General features: G+C 46.7%; 22 protein-coding genes. All 22 read left to right on the forward strand.

Annotated elements, in window-relative coordinates; all coding sequences use genetic code 11:
* Nucleotides 1–14 precede the first annotated feature (14 nt).
* The 22 genes from J2T19_RS02970 (at nucleotide 15) to J2T19_RS03075 (ending at nucleotide 16,245) form a co-directional block, all read left to right on the forward strand.
* Nucleotides 15–638 (forward strand): terminase, encoded by a 624-nt coding sequence (locus tag J2T19_RS02970; RefSeq protein ID WP_307212972.1) that lies wholly within the window; start codon nucleotides 15–17, stop codon nucleotides 636–638.
* On the forward strand, nucleotides 631–2,394 hold the full coding sequence (locus J2T19_RS02975; RefSeq protein ID WP_307212973.1) for a terminase large subunit: 1,764 nt from the start codon (nucleotides 631–633) through the stop codon (nucleotides 2,392–2,394). The genes J2T19_RS02970 and J2T19_RS02975 overlap by 8 nt, the downstream gene beginning before the upstream one ends.
* A gap of 72 nt (nucleotides 2,395–2,466) precedes the next feature.
* Nucleotides 2,467–3,729: a phage portal protein gene (locus J2T19_RS02980; RefSeq protein ID WP_307212974.1), complete on the forward strand. Its 1,263-nt coding sequence runs from the start codon at nucleotides 2,467–2,469 to the stop codon at nucleotides 3,727–3,729.
* Nucleotides 3,680–4,303, forward strand: a complete 624-nt coding sequence (locus J2T19_RS02985; protein WP_307212975.1) for an HK97 family phage prohead protease — start codon at nucleotides 3,680–3,682, stop codon at nucleotides 4,301–4,303. Before J2T19_RS02980 ends, J2T19_RS02985 begins: the two co-directional genes overlap by 50 nt.
* Nucleotides 4,304–4,335: 32 nt before the next feature.
* Nucleotides 4,336–5,547: a phage major capsid protein gene (locus tag J2T19_RS02990; protein ID WP_307212976.1), complete on the forward strand. Its 1,212-nt coding sequence runs from the start codon at nucleotides 4,336–4,338 to the stop codon at nucleotides 5,545–5,547.
* Nucleotides 5,548–5,598: 51 nt separating this feature from the next.
* Nucleotides 5,599–5,862 (forward strand): hypothetical protein, encoded by a 264-nt coding sequence (locus J2T19_RS02995; protein WP_307212978.1) that lies wholly within the window; start codon nucleotides 5,599–5,601, stop codon nucleotides 5,860–5,862.
* Nucleotides 5,837–6,379 (forward strand): head-tail connector protein, encoded by a 543-nt coding sequence (locus tag J2T19_RS03000; protein WP_307212980.1) that lies wholly within the window; start codon nucleotides 5,837–5,839, stop codon nucleotides 6,377–6,379. Before J2T19_RS02995 ends, J2T19_RS03000 begins: the two co-directional genes overlap by 26 nt.
* A gap of 8 nt (nucleotides 6,380–6,387) precedes the next feature.
* Nucleotides 6,388–6,861, forward strand: a complete 474-nt coding sequence (locus J2T19_RS03005; protein WP_307212982.1) for a phage virion morphogenesis protein — start codon at nucleotides 6,388–6,390, stop codon at nucleotides 6,859–6,861.
* Nucleotides 6,862–6,863: 2 nt separating this feature from the next.
* Complete coding sequence (locus tag J2T19_RS03010) at nucleotides 6,864–7,211, forward strand: hypothetical protein (RefSeq protein WP_307212984.1); 348 nt, start codon at nucleotides 6,864–6,866, stop codon at nucleotides 7,209–7,211.
* Nucleotides 7,198–7,671 (forward strand): phage neck terminator protein, encoded by a 474-nt coding sequence (locus J2T19_RS03015; protein WP_307212986.1) that lies wholly within the window; start codon nucleotides 7,198–7,200, stop codon nucleotides 7,669–7,671. Before J2T19_RS03010 ends, J2T19_RS03015 begins: the two co-directional genes overlap by 14 nt.
* 5 nt (nucleotides 7,672–7,676) lie before the next feature.
* Nucleotides 7,677–8,681: a DUF3383 family protein gene (locus tag J2T19_RS03020; RefSeq protein ID WP_307212988.1), complete on the forward strand. Its 1,005-nt coding sequence runs from the start codon at nucleotides 7,677–7,679 to the stop codon at nucleotides 8,679–8,681.
* Between the two features lie 16 nt (nucleotides 8,682–8,697).
* Nucleotides 8,698–9,093: a phage structural protein gene (locus J2T19_RS03025; RefSeq protein WP_307212990.1), complete on the forward strand. Its 396-nt coding sequence runs from the start codon at nucleotides 8,698–8,700 to the stop codon at nucleotides 9,091–9,093.
* Between the two features lie 31 nt (nucleotides 9,094–9,124).
* On the forward strand, nucleotides 9,125–9,433 hold the full coding sequence (locus J2T19_RS03030; protein WP_307212992.1) for a hypothetical protein: 309 nt from the start codon (nucleotides 9,125–9,127) through the stop codon (nucleotides 9,431–9,433).
* A gap of 4 nt (nucleotides 9,434–9,437) precedes the next feature.
* A complete protein-coding gene (locus J2T19_RS03035; RefSeq protein ID WP_307212994.1) occupies nucleotides 9,438–9,626 on the forward strand; it encodes a hypothetical protein in 189 nt (62 codons plus the stop codon).
* A gap of 44 nt (nucleotides 9,627–9,670) precedes the next feature.
* Entirely contained in the window at nucleotides 9,671–12,043 is a 2,373-nt protein-coding gene (locus tag J2T19_RS03040; RefSeq protein ID WP_307212996.1) for a phage tail tape measure protein, read from the forward strand.
* Nucleotides 12,043–12,585 (forward strand): phage baseplate protein, encoded by a 543-nt coding sequence (locus J2T19_RS03045; RefSeq protein WP_307212998.1) that lies wholly within the window; start codon nucleotides 12,043–12,045, stop codon nucleotides 12,583–12,585. The genes J2T19_RS03040 and J2T19_RS03045 overlap by 1 nt, the downstream gene beginning before the upstream one ends.
* An 8-nt stretch (nucleotides 12,586–12,593) precedes the next feature.
* Nucleotides 12,594–12,923 (forward strand): phage baseplate plug family protein, encoded by a 330-nt coding sequence (locus J2T19_RS03050; RefSeq protein ID WP_307213000.1) that lies wholly within the window; start codon nucleotides 12,594–12,596, stop codon nucleotides 12,921–12,923.
* Nucleotides 12,913–13,704 (forward strand): phage protein, encoded by a 792-nt coding sequence (locus J2T19_RS03055; RefSeq protein ID WP_307213002.1) that lies wholly within the window; start codon nucleotides 12,913–12,915, stop codon nucleotides 13,702–13,704. The genes J2T19_RS03050 and J2T19_RS03055 overlap by 11 nt, the downstream gene beginning before the upstream one ends.
* The gene (locus tag J2T19_RS03060) at nucleotides 13,701–14,096 is read left to right on the forward strand and encodes a Gp138 family membrane-puncturing spike protein (protein ID WP_307213004.1); all 396 of its coding nucleotides are present in this window, start codon (nucleotides 13,701–13,703) and stop codon (nucleotides 14,094–14,096) included. The genes J2T19_RS03055 and J2T19_RS03060 overlap by 4 nt, the downstream gene beginning before the upstream one ends.
* Nucleotides 14,078–14,443, forward strand: coding sequence for a contractile injection system sheath initiator (locus J2T19_RS03065; protein ID WP_307213007.1), 366 nt, complete (start codon nucleotides 14,078–14,080; stop codon nucleotides 14,441–14,443). The genes J2T19_RS03060 and J2T19_RS03065 overlap by 19 nt, the downstream gene beginning before the upstream one ends.
* Entirely contained in the window at nucleotides 14,433–15,620 is a 1,188-nt protein-coding gene (locus J2T19_RS03070) for a baseplate J/gp47 family protein (RefSeq protein ID WP_307213009.1), read from the forward strand. The genes J2T19_RS03065 and J2T19_RS03070 overlap by 11 nt, the downstream gene beginning before the upstream one ends.
* Complete coding sequence (locus tag J2T19_RS03075) at nucleotides 15,604–16,245, forward strand: hypothetical protein (protein WP_307213010.1); 642 nt, start codon at nucleotides 15,604–15,606, stop codon at nucleotides 16,243–16,245. Before J2T19_RS03070 ends, J2T19_RS03075 begins: the two co-directional genes overlap by 17 nt.
* Nucleotides 16,246–16,254 lie beyond the last annotated feature (9 nt).

Raw genomic sequence — 16,254 nt, forward strand, 5'->3', positions numbered from 1 at the left:
GGAGGTATGCCCTGATGGGAAGGAACGCCAAACCGGTTGGTCTCCACATCGCGGAGGGCAATCCGAACCGACTGACTAAAGCACAGATCCAGGCCAGACAAGAAGGCGAGGTTAAGCTTGGTAAAACCGAGTTGGAAAAGCTTAAACCACCAGTGTTTGTAAAGGATGACACTATTGCCTTCTCTCATTGGAAACAGTGCATGAAGGATTATAAAGCCGCTGCTGCTGAAGGCGTGAATTTACTTTCCAGCTCTGATATAGGACTTTTGGGAATGTATTGTAGGACGTATTCAGAGTATGAAAAACTGCTGAAACAGTATCAAAAAATCGAGCGAATTTCCATCGAAGATCATGTATTTGAAGAATATTTTGAGGAATTAGCTCGCAAAGCAGAGGAATCAGAACAGGATCTGAACGAGTATGGACTGAGGGCACAAAAGTACCTCTCTCAGTTAGCTTCCATTGAAGGTGTCCTGAAAATCGAGACAGCCATTAACAAGAAAATGGACATGCTTCTGAAAATGCAAGACCGTTTGTTCTTGAATCCATTGTCCAAGGTGAAGAACGTCCCGAAACCGAAGGCTAAGGAAGAGAAGCCGAGCCGATTCGGAAAGTTCGGGGGAAATCGCAGTGGCTAATCCTCAGATTTATCCGTACAACACGGTTGGAGAGACAGACCGGGTAACAGCCTATGCGCTTGAAGTTACGTCCGGACGAATAATAGCAGGACAGGCTCAGCGCCAAGCGTGTGAACGGCACCTTCGGGATTTGGATCGGCAGGGTACGGAAGACTTCCCTTACGTATTTGATCCAGATAAGGCACATGAAATTATAGAGTTTGCCGAATCTCTCACACTAGCCGAGGGTGAGGAACCACGTCCACTAGATTTATGGGGCTTCCAGGACTTTATCTTTGGTAGCTGGAATGGCTGGCTGAAGATGGACGGTTATCGACGTTTTCGAACATCGTACACCCAGGTAGCTCGCCAGAACGGTAAGTCATTGGGCAACGCAGTTCCTTCACTGTTTTACGGAAACTTTGACGGGTACAGCTATCCGCAAGTGTACGTTACAGCGACCAAGGAAGCACAGGCACGAATTGTATTGAAGGAATGTATCAAGTTTATTGATGCAGACCCAGAGCTGGCCGGGGATGAATACGAATCCGGTCTTTTTGACGTGAAGGATTATAAAAGCACGATCCTGTGTACGGTTTCCAAAGGTGAAATCAGAGCGCTCGGGCGTGATACGAAATCCATAGACGGTTTCCGTCCATACTTTGCTTCCGTCGATGAATATCATTTGCACAAAGATAGCCAGATGTACAAGCTGTTGGCGGATGGTACCAAGAAGCTGAAGCAGTGTCTTATTTCCGTTATTACAACAGCAGGGTTTAACATCAATGGTCCATGCTATGAGTTGTACAAATATTGCAAAATGATTTTGTCTGGCGCTCATGCCGACGAAACGCAGTTTGTTTTCATTTGTGAGCTGGACAAGGACGACGACGTTTGGGATGAATCGAACTGGCCGAAGGCGAATCCTCTCTGGACGCCTGAAACCTTAGAGAGTTTGCGAGCTGAAGCAATCAAAGCCAAGGTACAACAAGGCGAAGAGCTTCGCAACTTCCTGACTAAGTCTCTTAACCGTTGGGTTCAATTCAGCGATACACAGTATATGAACATGGAACACTGGGTAGCGTGTGAGTCTGACACAACCATTGAGGATATGGAAGGCAAGGAATGTTACCTAGGTTTGGACTTGTCTTCAGGCGGCGACTTGACGAGTGGTGCATTGGAATTCCCGTTGGATATCGACGGGCAACGCAAGTATTACATCCATTCGCATAGCTGGATTCCATCGGCGCGAGTTGACGAGCATGTGAAGAGTGACTTCGCGCCGTATGACATGTGGATCATGGAGGGTTTGTTAACTCCAACAGAGACCATGGGCGGTGTTAAGACGGATTACAAATACATCTTGTCTTATTACCGGGACTTGATCAAAAAACATAACCTCAAGCTACTGGGCATTGCGTATGATCCACATAATGCAGATGCTTTTTTGTCTGACCTTGAGGAATTTGGAGTAGATCTGGTTGAGATTGTCCAGAGTGCCAAGAGCCTGAATGACGCTACGGTGGATTTCAGGTTGGAAGCAGAGGCTAAGAACGTGATTTATGACCGGAGAAACAAGTTGCTGACATGGAGTATGGCAAACGCCAAGACGGTAAGCAATAGCTTCGGTGAAATCAAGATTGACAAAGACCCTTCTTCTAAAACAAAGCGGATTGACCCGGTGGATGCTGTCATTGATGCTCACAAGTTGACGCTCTCTAATTCTGCTAAACCGAAAAGGTCTGTTTACGAGGATCGAGGCGTCAGAGCGATCTAACGAAAGGGGGTGTACACACTGCGGATACCATTTGTTTCAAAGCTTTTGGAGAAGCGCAGCGAATCAAGCGATTTGAAAAATCCGAAACGCTGGCTTTATAACGCTTTAGGCATTCCGGTAGGCCGGGGGATTGCTGTCACAGAATCATCGGCCATGCGTTCAACAGCCGTGCTTACTTGTGTCAGGATACTTGCTGAATCTGTTGCTTCATTGCCGTTACCTGTTTACAAGCGCTTGAATCCAAGAGGCAAAGTCCGGACGAAACATAAAATAGCTGATCTGTTGCAGAACAGACCTAACCCAAGAATGACTGCGTTCACCTTCCGTGAAACCATGATGGCTCATATTTTGCTCTGGGGTAATTGCTATGCGGAAATCGAATATGATGCAACAGGCGAGATAACGGCTCTTTGGCCTATTCCACCTCACAGGGTCGAACACATGGAGACAGCCGAAGGAGATCCTTTTTTCAGAGTCACAACCAAGGATGGAAAACAGCATAACATTCCGTTTTATGCCATGTTCCATATACCTGGACTTGGATTCGATGGAACCAAAGGCGTATCTGTTATTCATTGGGCGCGGCAAGCAATAGAGCTGGCGCTTGCTACGGAACAGTTCGGGGCGGATTTCTTCGAGAATGGAACAAACGTGGGTGCTGTCGCAACGCTTCCTGGCACATTATCAGATGCAGCCTTTGAAAGGCTTCAAAAGTCCCTTCGAGAGAAATACGAAGGACTAGGGAAGGCTCACCGTCTCATGTTGCTTGAAGAGGGCATGACATTTTCTAAAAACACGATTCCACCGAACGATGCTCAATTTCTGGAGACGAGGAAATTCCAGATTCTTGAGATTGCTCGGGTATTTCGCGTGCCGCCGCACATGATGGCAGACCTTGAACGGGCTTCCTTTTCTAACATCGAGCAACAGTCCACGGATTTTGTTATTCATTCACTCAGGCCGTGGCTGATCAGATGGGAACAGACCATCAACTGGAAGTTATTTTCATTAAACGAACAAAAGCGATTCTTCGCTGAACACCTTGTTGAAGGATTGCTTCGTGGGGACTCTTCTGCACGGGCAGCATTCTACAAGGAAATGTTCATGATCGGTGTTTATTCTCAAAATGACATTCGGGAAAAGGAAAATGATAATCCGATCGAGGGCGGAGATCGGTACTATGTACCGCTTAACATGTTGCCGCTCGATATGCTTGACGAATATTACAAAAATCAGGCGAAACCACCACCTGAGCCGATTCCACCTAAAGGAGGTGATAACGAAAATGGAGAAAAAGACGAAGGAGCAGCGGGAACTAATCCTACAGGAGAGTAAGTTGGAGGTTCGCAAAGTTGAGGGTGAGCCAACAAAGATTATCGGTTATGCCGTTAGATGGGATCAGTTATCACATCCGATTTACGGTATGTTCCAAGAGCGTTTTAAGCGTGGGGCATTTGCGGCCAGTTTGATTAACCCGGATGTTTATGCAGCATGGCAGCATGATGCAAGGGAAATTCTGGGGAGAACACCTGGTACGCTGCTCGTTGCTGAGGATGACATTGGTCTGAGATATGAAATCACACCGCCGAGTTGGGCGGAAAAGTATGTGGAGACGATTGAGCGCGGGGACGTGCGAGGATCGTCTTTTATTTTTCGAGCAGTTTCCGGAGGGGAGGAGTGGGATGAGGAAACAAATCCCGATATGCCCATTCGAACCATTAAGGAAGCAGAGCTATTCGAAGTCAGCCCGGTTACGACCCCGGCTTATCCTCAGTCCTCTGTAGGCATTCGCTCAGCCGAAGAAACATTTCAATCTCGGCCAACTACTGAGACGACCAAAGATGACGAGGAAGAACAGCGAGCCATTGCTAATGATCTAGAAATGCGATTAAGAAAATTGAACCTATAAGGGAGATGGATTGTTTGAAAAATCTTATTGAATTGAGAAAAAAACTCGCTGCAAAAAAAGAGGAAATGCGTTCCTTGATTGTGCTGGCACAAACGGAGAAACGCGGCTTCTCTGATGATGAGGAAACGAATTTCACGACCATGGAAGCGGAAGCTCGTTCCTTGGAAGATGAAATTAAGTTGGAAGAACGTGCCCAACAGTTTGCCATGGGTGGTGGTGGCGCAAAACACACGCCTGATGATCCAGCACATGAAAGTGAATTCCGCAGCTTGGGGGAATTGATTTCGTGCTATCGGTCTGATCCGTATGACCCACGCTTGAAAGAGTACCGCGAGATGGCTGCGGGAACAAAAGCTTCAGGCGGTGTTTTTGTGCCTCCTAAGTTTTCGGCGCAACTGTTTGAAATTACACCAGAGGAAGCCGTTGTTCGTCCGCGTGCATTGGTAATTCCTGCTGATGAAACCGCACCAGATTCCAGCACTACGTTCCCTGCGCTTGATCAAGGAGCTGGTTCCAACATGTACGGTGGCGTAGAGGTCAACTGGATTGGTGAAGGTGATGAAAAACCGGAAACAAACGCTAAATTCAGAGACTTGACATTGACGCCTCATGAAGTAGCTGCTCACATCGTCGTTACTGACAAGTTGTTGCGGAATGCTCCGGCTGTTAACACGATTATTACCAAGTTGTTCCGTGGTGCAATTGCTGCAGCCGAGGATGATGCATTTTTGTACGGTAACGGTACTGGGAAACCGAATGGCGCGATGGTTTCACCAGCAGCTATTACAGTTCCACGCAAAACAGCCAACTTGATTACCTATCCTGACGTCGTTGCTATGATTGCTCAGGCAAAACTAGGAGGCGCATTAATTTGGGCAGCTTCTCAGTCCATTTTGCCGCAACTTCTTACCATGAAGGATGAGGCAGGGAACTTGATTTTCCAGCCTAACATTGCGGACAAAATGACTGGAACACTCCTTGGGTACCCAATCAGATTTAAAGAGAACGCGCCGATTCTTGGGGCAACCGGTGACCTGGTACTCGGAGATATGGGATATTACCTTATCAAAGATGGATCTGGTATCTTCATTCAAGCTTCTGAGCATCCATTGTTCAAGCAGAACAAAACGATTATTAAAGCCTTCTGGAACGTAGACGGCAAGCCGTGGGTAAACGCACCATTTGAGATGTCAAATGGTTATAAAGTTTCTCCGTTCATTAAGTTGGGCGTTCCAACACCTTAATCAACTTATATATGTGGCCTGGGTTACCAGGCCTTATAGGAGGCAACGGCAATGGCTAAAAGTGAAACGTTGAATTACACGGTAATCTCTGCTTTTAACGATAAACAAACGAATGATCTGATTGAACCTGGTACTTTGTATCCTGCTGACCAGAAACGTGCGAATGTTTTGAGGGCTGCGGGTGTCATTGCGGAGGATGACGAAGGTCAATCCTTACCTAAACCATCCAAAACGGATGATTCAGATAAAGACAAGGTCAAGACAGATGTTCCAGCAGGCGGTGATTCTGATGCTGTCGACACTGCAAAGAGCTAAAGGCATGATGTCCATTCCGTTGGACGACACATCACAGGATCTTTATCTGTTGTCCGCCTTAGCTGCGGCTTCTGAATGGATTGAACGGGAATGTAATCGAAGCTTCGAATACAAGACATACCAACAAACGTTGGACGGCTCTGGAACCCAGTTCCTCCGGCTTCGAAATTTCCCAATCCATGCAGTCTCTGAGCTGAGCATTCATGATAAGGATCAACCGACAGACTCTTTCAAGATCGAGTCGGAACACGGGATGCTGTTCAAACGCTCTGGATGGCCTTGTGGCGCTCGTTTAATTGATGTGGAATATTTAGCCGGGTATATCCTTCCAAGCGATGAGATAGACGCTCCGGCTTCGACACTGCCGCAAAAATATGAGCTGGCTTGTGTGTTGCTTGCTCAAACGTTGATGAGGGAACAGGGCGTAACGAGCGAGCGGGTAGGTAACATATCCGTAACTTACAAGGATGAGGGTCGAGGCTTGCCAGGTGCGGTCAAAGCTCTTATTCAGTTGTGAAGTGACATATGGCGAAAAGACGGCGAAGTGTGCGGCGTGCAAACGTCTCATACACCGGGGATATGGATTTATCTGTTCTGGTGGATCGGGTGCGTCCTTTAGTGGATCAAGAGGTAGTCATAGGGGTTCAAGGTAACGCTGAGTTGGCTATGATTGCAGCCGTGCATGAATTTGGATCGGCAAAGATGAACATCCCTGCACGGTCATTCATTGGAACTGGCAAGAAAAAGGCTCAGGCAGCAATTGCCAAGCTTGTCCGAGCTGGCATTACTGAGATTGTACTTGGTAATAAGTCGGTTGACTCTCTGCTTCATGAAATTGGTGAAGTCGGACAGCAGCGCGTGGTCAAGAACTTTGACCGAATCAAGCAGCCGGGCATATCTGCAATTTATGCTCGATACAAAAAGGGGAAACGACTCTTACAGGCTGATATGGATTTAAGAGACTCTATCGTATTCCTTGTTCGACGCAAAGGAGGGTAGCCATGAGATTTAACCAAGCACGCACTCTGCGCAAGTATGAGCGTCCATACACTCTAATCCGTGAAGGTGAGGGGAAATGGAACTCTGTGGGAGTCTACCAACCTCCTGAGACGCAGAGAATTGACCTAAGAGGGTCGATACAGGCATTAGGGGATAAACTTACCCAAACTGATGGAGGGCGTTACACAGTAGACGACAGGCTGTTACTGACGACATATGAGCATGAATCCGGGGATGTTGTCGAACATCAAGGAAAACAGTACACCGTGGAAACGGACTCGGATTGGAACCAGTACAGCAACGTCAACGAGTATCGGCTAAAGAGGGTGAGCACGCATGATCCAGTTTGAAGCCATCCGAAAGAGCATGATAGAGGGGTTGTCTAGCGCTCTTGGTGTGCTAGTCATTGAAATTGACGGAGTGAATAAGGTTCCTCCGGTTCCTTTTATGAGCTACGACTTTTCCGATGAGAGTGGCGTTCGTGGTCACATGGCCGTAACCCTCGAAGATGACAAAATGGTGCATACAGGAGACGTGACGCTTAGCGTGACGTTTCAAAGCTATGCCCATGATCGACTTGGTGCCGTAGTGCTGGCTAATCGGGCGCGAGATTGGTTCTTAACTGCCGGACATCGGGTTCTCAAAGACGATGTTAACACAGTTGTCGTGACTGTTGGAGAGTCCATCAACAATGACGTGCAGCTAGGTAACGAATGGGAGCGTCGAAATGGGTTTGAAATTGAATTGCGAGCAAAAAACGTAATTGAAGAAGATTATACACCGATTGAGTCGGTACAAGTGAGGGGTTGAGACCATTGGCAAAAGACGTAAATGTCATTATTGAAATCGAAACACCTACACCGCGTCTTGGGTTTGGTAAACCGTTAATTTTGGGTTCTGCTGCTGTAGGAAAGCCATATAAGACATACACCGATCTGGCAAGCGTCAAACTGGATTATACCGAAACCACGGAGGAATATAAGGCAGCGTTCGCGCTTTTGAATCAGGGTGATGATTCTCCTGTCGAGATTGCCATTGCAAGACAGAAGACGGGTACAGAACCGGAGACAATCGACGATGTACTGGGGCGGTTGTGGAAAGAAGATTGGTATTTCCTGATTACAACAACCACAACCCAAGCGGATGTTGATGCTTTTGCTGCGGCGATTGAACAAAACAATTCTAGAGAGTATTTTACACGCTCTTCCACACTTGCTGATGTCGCGCTGTTGCTGGCTAAGAATTACAGTCGCACTACAGCTTTTTATCATATCGATATTTCAAATTATCCTGAAGCTGCTTTGGTCGGCCGTGTCGGTTCTGCACCGGTGGGATCTGTGACATGGAAATTCAAATACTTGCAAGGTATTGCGCCACTTGATATTACGGACACGGAGCTGCGTGAGATTCATACCGCAGGGGCTATCACATACGTAACGAAAGCAGGGCGAAACCAAACGTCTGAAGGTAAAACCTTGTCTGGTGAATGGATCGATGTCATTCATGCTAAGGATTACATTCGTTTTAACATCGAGTATGCCATTCAAATTCTGTTTGCCAACACTGGCAAAGTGAGTTTTACAGATGCGGGTATTGCTCAACTGGAAAGTGAGACGCGTACTGTGCTTCAGCAAGGATTTAACCAGGGGATCATTGCTGCGGATGAAGACGGGCAACCAATGTATGGAACAACGTTCCTGACCCGTGCCCAAACTGACCCGGCTGACCGGGCACAACGGAAATATAACGGTGGGTCTTTTTGGTTTGATTTGGCTGGGGCAATTCATGAATCTACTATTCGCGGAGTGATTCGCAAGTAAGGAGGGATAATCGACTATGACAGCAACTACTTACGATTCTAAAGATGTCAGCGTGGTCATTGGTGGCGTATATCTTACTGCATTCTCAGAAGATATGGTTGAGATCGAGAAGGATGAGAACAATTACGAAACCAAGGTTGGTGCCCAAGGGGATGTCCTCAGGACGAAAGTTAACAATCCACTCGGGACTATCACTCTTACACTTCTTCCGACAAGCCCACAGGTCTCCTATATGGACGGGCTTGGAAACAGCGGTAAGCTTGTTCCTGTGACCGTTATTCATTCTGGTACACCTAAAGAGACAGTTACAGTGACGGAAGCCTTTGTTCAAAAGCCTGCAACAAGAACATATGGTAACGAGGCTGAGGATCGAGAATACGAAATTACATGCATGGACATTTTGTTCAGCTAATAAAAACCACATTAGAAAAGGATGATTTTAAATGTCGAACTTTGCACAAAAACAAATTACCACAAAAGCAGGAAATAAATTTATGCTTCAGTTCCCTGGCGTTCGTCAAGTGACGAAAATTACAGACCGTATTAAAAACAAACATGGTGTAGCTTCTGACGAGCGGTTGGCAGAAGAGATGCTTTCTCACGTTGTTGTTGAACCTAAGACCAAGATGGAGGATTTCAAAGACCCAGCAGGGTTCAAGGAGCTGGGTGAACTCGTAGGCAAGGCTTACGCATTTATTACAGGTAATGACGATTTGATTGAATCTGATGAAGGAAGAGAATCTGAGGAATAAAACTATGGCACTTACTGATAGAGAAGCACGAGAGCGGGCGAAGAAAAATTGGCCGTTGTGGCGACTGCTCTTATCGGACATGTCAATCACTTATAGTGATTTGGATAACATGGACCCGGATGATTTGGCTGAAGCCAATGCTGCACTTGATATCCATATCGAACAAATGAATAAACAAAATAAAAAGAAATAGCGTCCTTTTTGGGCGCTTTTTGCTTTTTAATGGGGTGATTTGAGGTGGCAGGAGGTATCATTGGCAACCTCATGTTTGCCGTAGGTTTTAAACTTAACACCAAGGGTCTGGATGAAGGTAATAAGAAAATTTCTACCTTGACCAAAGGCGTGATTGGGTTAGGAGCTGCGGGTATAACCGCAATGGCCGGACTTGGGATTGCTGGTATTGCGGCAGCGTCCAATTTTGAAAGTGCGATGTCTGATATACAGCAGGCTACGGGTTTAGCCGCTGAACAGATGGAAGCAACAAGGGAAGTCGCTACGAATCTGTACAATCAGAACTTTGGCGAAGATTGGAACGATTTAGGCAGTGCGATTTCTGCAGTTCAACAAGTTACCGGGCAGACAGGCAGTGAATTGGAGTCCACAACGCAGAGTGCATTGCTTTTAAGAGATGCATTCGGCTATGAAATCAACGAATCCATTAAATCCGTGGATACGATGATGAAACAGTTCGGTATTACCTCTGAACAGGCATATGACTTGCTGACACAGGGAACGCAAAAGGGTTTGAACAAGTCGGACGAACTCATGGACAGCGCAAACGAATACGCCAACCAATTCAAGTCACTTGGTATGAATGCCGAGGATATGTTTGATATTTTTGCTGCTGGTTCAGCAGAAGGTGTATTCCAATTAGACAAAATTGGTGATGCCGTAAAGGAATTTAATATCCGATCTAAAGACGGGAGTAAAGCGTCCGTTGAAGCCTTTGAAATGCTGGGTCTAAATGCGGATACGATGATGCAGACCTTCGCCAAAGGTGGACCACAGGCTAAAGCGGCATTCTCACAGATATTGCAAATGATATCTGATGTGGAAGACCCTGTTCTCAAAAATCAGATTGGTGTATCGCTCCTAGGTACTCAGTTTGAGGATTTAGAGGCAACGGTAGTTGAAGGGATGGGCAGAGCCACAAGCCAATTTAGCTCGACTGGTGACGCACTGGCCGAGCTAAACAAAATCAAATTCGAGAAGCCTGGCGAAGCGTTTGCCATGTTTAGTAGGCAGCTTGAGACCGGAATCCTAATACCTATTGGACAAAAGCTATTGCCATACTTTAACCAGTTCGGGCAGTGGATGGCCGATAACAAACCGATGATAGAGGCGGTAGGGAATGCAATAGGAGATGGCATTGGCGCGGCGTTAGATTGGACAGGCAACGCAGTCCAATTTGCATACGATACATTCAATGATTTCATTCCTAAGATTCTGGAATTTAAGGATCAGGCGGTATCCACATTTCAGGATTTCAAGAAGACGTTAGAGGATAACCAAGGGACGATTGGTGCTGTGGTAGGAATCATTACCACGTTGCTGATTCCTGCGTTGGTTTCAACCGGTGTGCAAGCTATGATTACAGGTGCAAGAATGACAGGAGCTTTCCTGTTATCTAAAGTGCAGATAGCTGCTAACGCTGCTGTAATGACGGGTCAAATGGTTCTTGCAATGGTGCGGTATGTAATTCAAGGATGGGCTGTAGTGGCTTCCGTTACTGCGACCATGGTTGCGTGGACGGCTCAAAAAGCGGTTATGGTCATTTCTACTGCTGCAACTTGGGCAATGACTGCGGCTCAGTGGGCTATGAACGCCGCATTTTGGGCTAACCCGATAACATGGATTGTGGCTGCAATTATTGCCGTAATTATTGCGGCTATTGTTGTTTTCAAGAACTGGGGAGCAATTAAGGATTGGCTGGTGTCTAAGTGGCAGGCACTTAAAGCTGGAACAATTTCAGTTTTCCAAGCGATTGGGAATTTCATTAAGAATATGTTCACAGGTCTGGTCACAGCGGTAAAGACAAAGGCAACAGCTATTTGGGATGGCATTAAGTCGATTTGGGATCGAATCACCAGTTTCCTATCTGGAATCAACCTTTTCGATATTGGTAAAAACATCATCGAAGGGATGATAAACGGTATCGGCAGTATGGCGAATGCTGTAGTCGATAAAGTGAAGGACATTGGTAACAGCATTACGGACAAGATCAAGGGCATTTTGGGTATCCATTCACCGTCCCGAGTCATGATGGAAGTGGGTTTTTTCACGGGTGAGGGTCTGGCACGAGGGATTGAAAACACTCAGGATCGTGTGTCTGGTGCATCGGCTAATGTCACGGAAGAAATTATTCCAGATGTTAGTGGTCGACCTGCTTTAGCGCCAGCGAAAAGCCTGGCTCCTGCACGCGCTACTGGAGGTGGAGCATCACAAGGGGCTGCATTCAAGTTTGATATTAATATTGATGTGAAGGGGGATAGGAGCTCTGCTTCTGCTGCATCCGATATTGCTTCTGAGGTGAAACGTCAGGTGCAGGAAGTAATTGAAGAAGCCTTTAGGCGTATGGGATTGCCCGTCCCTGATATGGAGGGGATCTAATGGCAAAAGTCGATTCACATTACATCTTAGTTGAGCAAGAAAGCCCGAATTTCGATGTCGATATCACCACACAGCCTGTGGAAAAAGATATTGATATGATGGATCATGTTCAGCGCAAAGCGCGGACGATGGGTATTACAGGTGTGGTGGCTGGGTCAGGAGCATCCAAGGTACTAGCGTATCTTAAAAAAGCTTCTGACTCCGGCCAGATTGTGAAGTACGTTGGCCGCATGGCTTTTACTGGGATCATATCGGGATTAGCAACAGGACACACGAACCAGATAGCCAATGGGTTTACAATCACCTTCACAATGACAGAGGTACGTGTTGCTACCTCATCGTTTGCTGAGAAGCTACCTACACCTGTTAAAGCTCAGGCTATAAAAATAGTCAATTCAGGCGTTAAACAGACCAAAACCAAAACGAAATCAAAGACAAAAACTAAGACGAAAACAACGACGAAGACCAAAACCAAAACAAAGACAAAATCAAAGGAACCAGTAACCAAGGTTAAGTTCAAGCCTGGAAGCCCTTGGTCTTAGGAGGCGCTATGGAATACGTTGATATTGAAAAGGAACTTGTTCCCTACCGGTTCGATATCTCCTTAGAGGACGAGTTGTTCACGTTTGAGGTGCAATACAATGAACAATTTGATTACTTCACGGTGGATTTAGAAAAGGACGGGGAAGCGCTTGTTACTGGGGAAAAGATTGTATATGGCACAACGCTTTTTTATGACGTCATGGACAATCGTTTCCCGAAAGTGCCGATCGTTCCATATGATCAATCGGAAACGGAATCAGAAGTGAACTGGCGGACGCTCTCAGAGAGCGTCTTTTTGTATTTAATCGATACTGAAGGTGATGAGGATGAAGAATAACTTTGGCCGTGTGGTCGAGGTCATGACCGAGGGGATGAAGTTTTCAATGGACAATTACAACATTGAAGGTTCCATTCCGTTTGATAATGACCCACTACCTAACGAGGCTGAAATTAAGATTTGGAACCTCTCTGATACAACGTTAAATAACATCAAGCGCGGCAAGGTGCTGATGGTCAATGCAGGCTATAAAGGTGACATTGGCGTAATCCTGCACGGTTACATATCTGACGTGAGTACTGCTTGGTCAGGTGTAGATAAGATTACGACGATTCGGGTGCTTGATGGTGTGGACTTATCCAAGCGTGTGGTCAAAGAGATTGCTTATGCGAAAAACACCTTGGGCAGTGCAATCATTAAGCAAATGGCAGCCTATATTGGGTTGCCTGTTGCCCAAATGGATCTAAACCAAGATTACCGATACCAGGACGGATACAGCGCCAAAGGCGCGGTGACAGACATCATAACCAAGATATGCAAGGATTGCGGGACGAGCTGCTATATCAACAAAGGCAAATTGTATGTTCGCAGTCTTCGCCGTGGAGCTGATGACCTGTTCAAGCTTAATTCTGACACAGGATTAATTGGCTCTCCTGCTTACTTTGAACAGCAAGGTGCGAAAGGCTACAACCTTTCATCCCAATTGCAATATCGGATTACAACCGCTTCGGCAATCGACCTTAAAAGCCGAGTGTTTACGGGGAGGTTGCATGTCCGGGGAGGTTCTCACACTTTTTCCCGTACTGGGGATTTTAAAACGGACATGGAGGCGATCATTTGAGTAAAGTTGATCCGGCTGCATCATTGGCTAAGCTGCTTACGTCTCTGATCGAGCAAGCCATGAGCAATATACATTGCGGCACACCGTGTAAGGTGGTCAAGTTTGACGAGGCTGCATGTACAGCAGATGTACAACCCTTATTGCGGACATCTACAGATGATCCGGCCATGATCCTTAATGTGCAAGCATTGGGGCACAGATACAAAGTGGATGGAGTGGAAAAGGAGTATAAGCCTTCTCTTCGTCCAGGCGACGTTGTTATGGTGCAGTTTGCTGACAATGAGATACGTAATGCCTTGACTGGCTCTGTTGCAAAACCGGATACGTCCAGGTCACATGATCGAAATGACGCTGTTATCGTGGGGGTGTTTGGATGCAGTCTCTTAGGCTGATCGATGGGGATATTCAATTTGATGAATTCGGTGAGCTGCTGCTAGTGGAGGAAACGGAAGAGCTGGCGCAGTGCTGTGAGATATCGTTAGGCACGAGAACAGGCGAATGGTTTTTAAACCCGGAGTTAGGGATTGATTTTGATCTGTTTACCGGGAAGTCGGTGGACGAGGAAGAAATGAGGGACGAGCTTAACCGAGCGCTTCTAGATGATGAACGTATTGAGAGTGTGGAGGAAATCACCTTCAGTATTGACCGGAGGGCTAGGGTTATGACGGTTGCTTTTGTAGCTACTGGCACCAATGGTGAAGTCATAGAGCAGGAGGGGGTGGAAATCGGTGTTGGATGAAAACGGATTTAAACGGAAGCGGTTTGTAGACCTGTTCGAAGAAATGGAAGACAAGGCCAAGGAAGCGTGGGGCGAGAAGGTGAACACTAGCGAGAAATCGCCTTTGGGTATCATCCTACGTATTGTGGCTTGGTTTATGTCTATTCTCCATGGATTGGCCGAGCAAGTATATTACAGTGGCTACGTAAACACAGCAAGCGGTAACAGCTTGGATCGATTGGGGCCGTATGTAGGTGTATCACGTATTCTGGATCAGTATGCAAGAGGCTCGGTTACATTGACTGGCACACCGGGATACACACAGGCAGAGGGGTTCTTAATTTCCACAGAAGGAGGCATCCAGTTTGAGACGCTTGATCCAGCCGTCTTTAACGCAGAAGGTAAAGCGATAGTACCTATTGAGGCTATGGAGTCGGGTACAGGCAGCAACGTGTCTGCTGGACTAATTAGCGTGGTTGTCAATCCCAATCCTGATGTAACAGCAGTAACCAATACAACAGCTACAACAGGTGGACGTGCTAAACAGACAGACCCAGAATTTCGTGAGCTGTTTGGTCTTTCAGTTGCAGGCGGTGGATCGGCAACAGGAGACAGCATAAGGGGAGCTGTATTGCGTGTTCCTGGCGTTCGTGCTGCGGCTGTCATTATTAATAGCTCTAAAGAAGTGGATTCGGCTGGGCGGCCTCCAAAGTCCTATCAGGTCTACGTGCTTGGTGGGCAGGATTCGGAGATTGCAGCGGCCATTCTTGGTGTAGGCTCAGCCGGGATAGAGTCCTATGGGGATACAACTTTAGTTTTAAAGGATCTAAGCGGCAACAATCAACCTGTATCATTTTCTCGTGCTGAGGTGGTACCGATCCATATCAAGGCTCACATCTATAAAACTTCATCATATCCGGCAGATGGTGACGCACAGGTGGTTTCTGCACTGGCGCAGTTTATCGGTGGTACAGACTCAGATGGGACGGTATATGCAGGATTATCTATGAACGATGATGTTATCCTGATGCGTCTGGTATCCACCATCTATAAGATTGCAGGGGTTGAGGATGTAACCTTGGAACTTTCACAGGATGGGACGACATTCACGGCGGCCAATATCCCGATTGAAGTGTTCCAGGTTGCGCAGACTGCATCCGATTGGATTGAGGTGATTACAGATGATTTCAGCAACTGATTTAATCCGTAAATTAACCGATGTCTTCACGAAAAATCCAGACAGTAACATTGGCAAATTACTACGTATCGTGAGTGAGTCAATCAATGAATTGAAGTCAGACCTGGAACAGATTGAACACTGGCGAGACATTGACGAGGCGAAGGGTACAACCTTGGATCTGATCGGCGGCAACGTTGGTCAGAAACGCGGGGCGGCATCCGATGATGTGTATCGCATCATGATCAAGTCCAAAATTGCTCGTAATTTGAGCAAAGGGGACGTGAACACGATTATCCGGGTAATCGCTCTGGCCGTGGGTGCTAGTTACTCAGATATCAAAATCACTCAAAAGTTCCATGACCCACTAGACCCTGAACCGGCTGCAATATCGCTCATGCGTTTACCGCTTGAAAGGCTGGCTTCTTCCGGCATTGAGCTGAACCAGTTTGTACAGATCATAGCTAAAACGGTAGCGGCTGGCGTGAGTGTTCAGAGCGTTGAGCTTCAGGGCACGTTTGAGTTTGGCGGATTGCCAGAATCATACGACTCAGCAACGGGATTTGGTGACGTTAATGATGCAACAATCGGCGGGGATCTGGGCGCAGTGTATCAAGCGAGTACCAATACAGATTTACCGATATAGGAAGGAGTT

It is taken from the genome of Paenibacillus tundrae (genome assembly GCF_030812775.1).
GTDB lineage: Bacteria > Bacillota > Bacilli > Paenibacillales > Paenibacillaceae > Paenibacillus > Paenibacillus tundrae_A.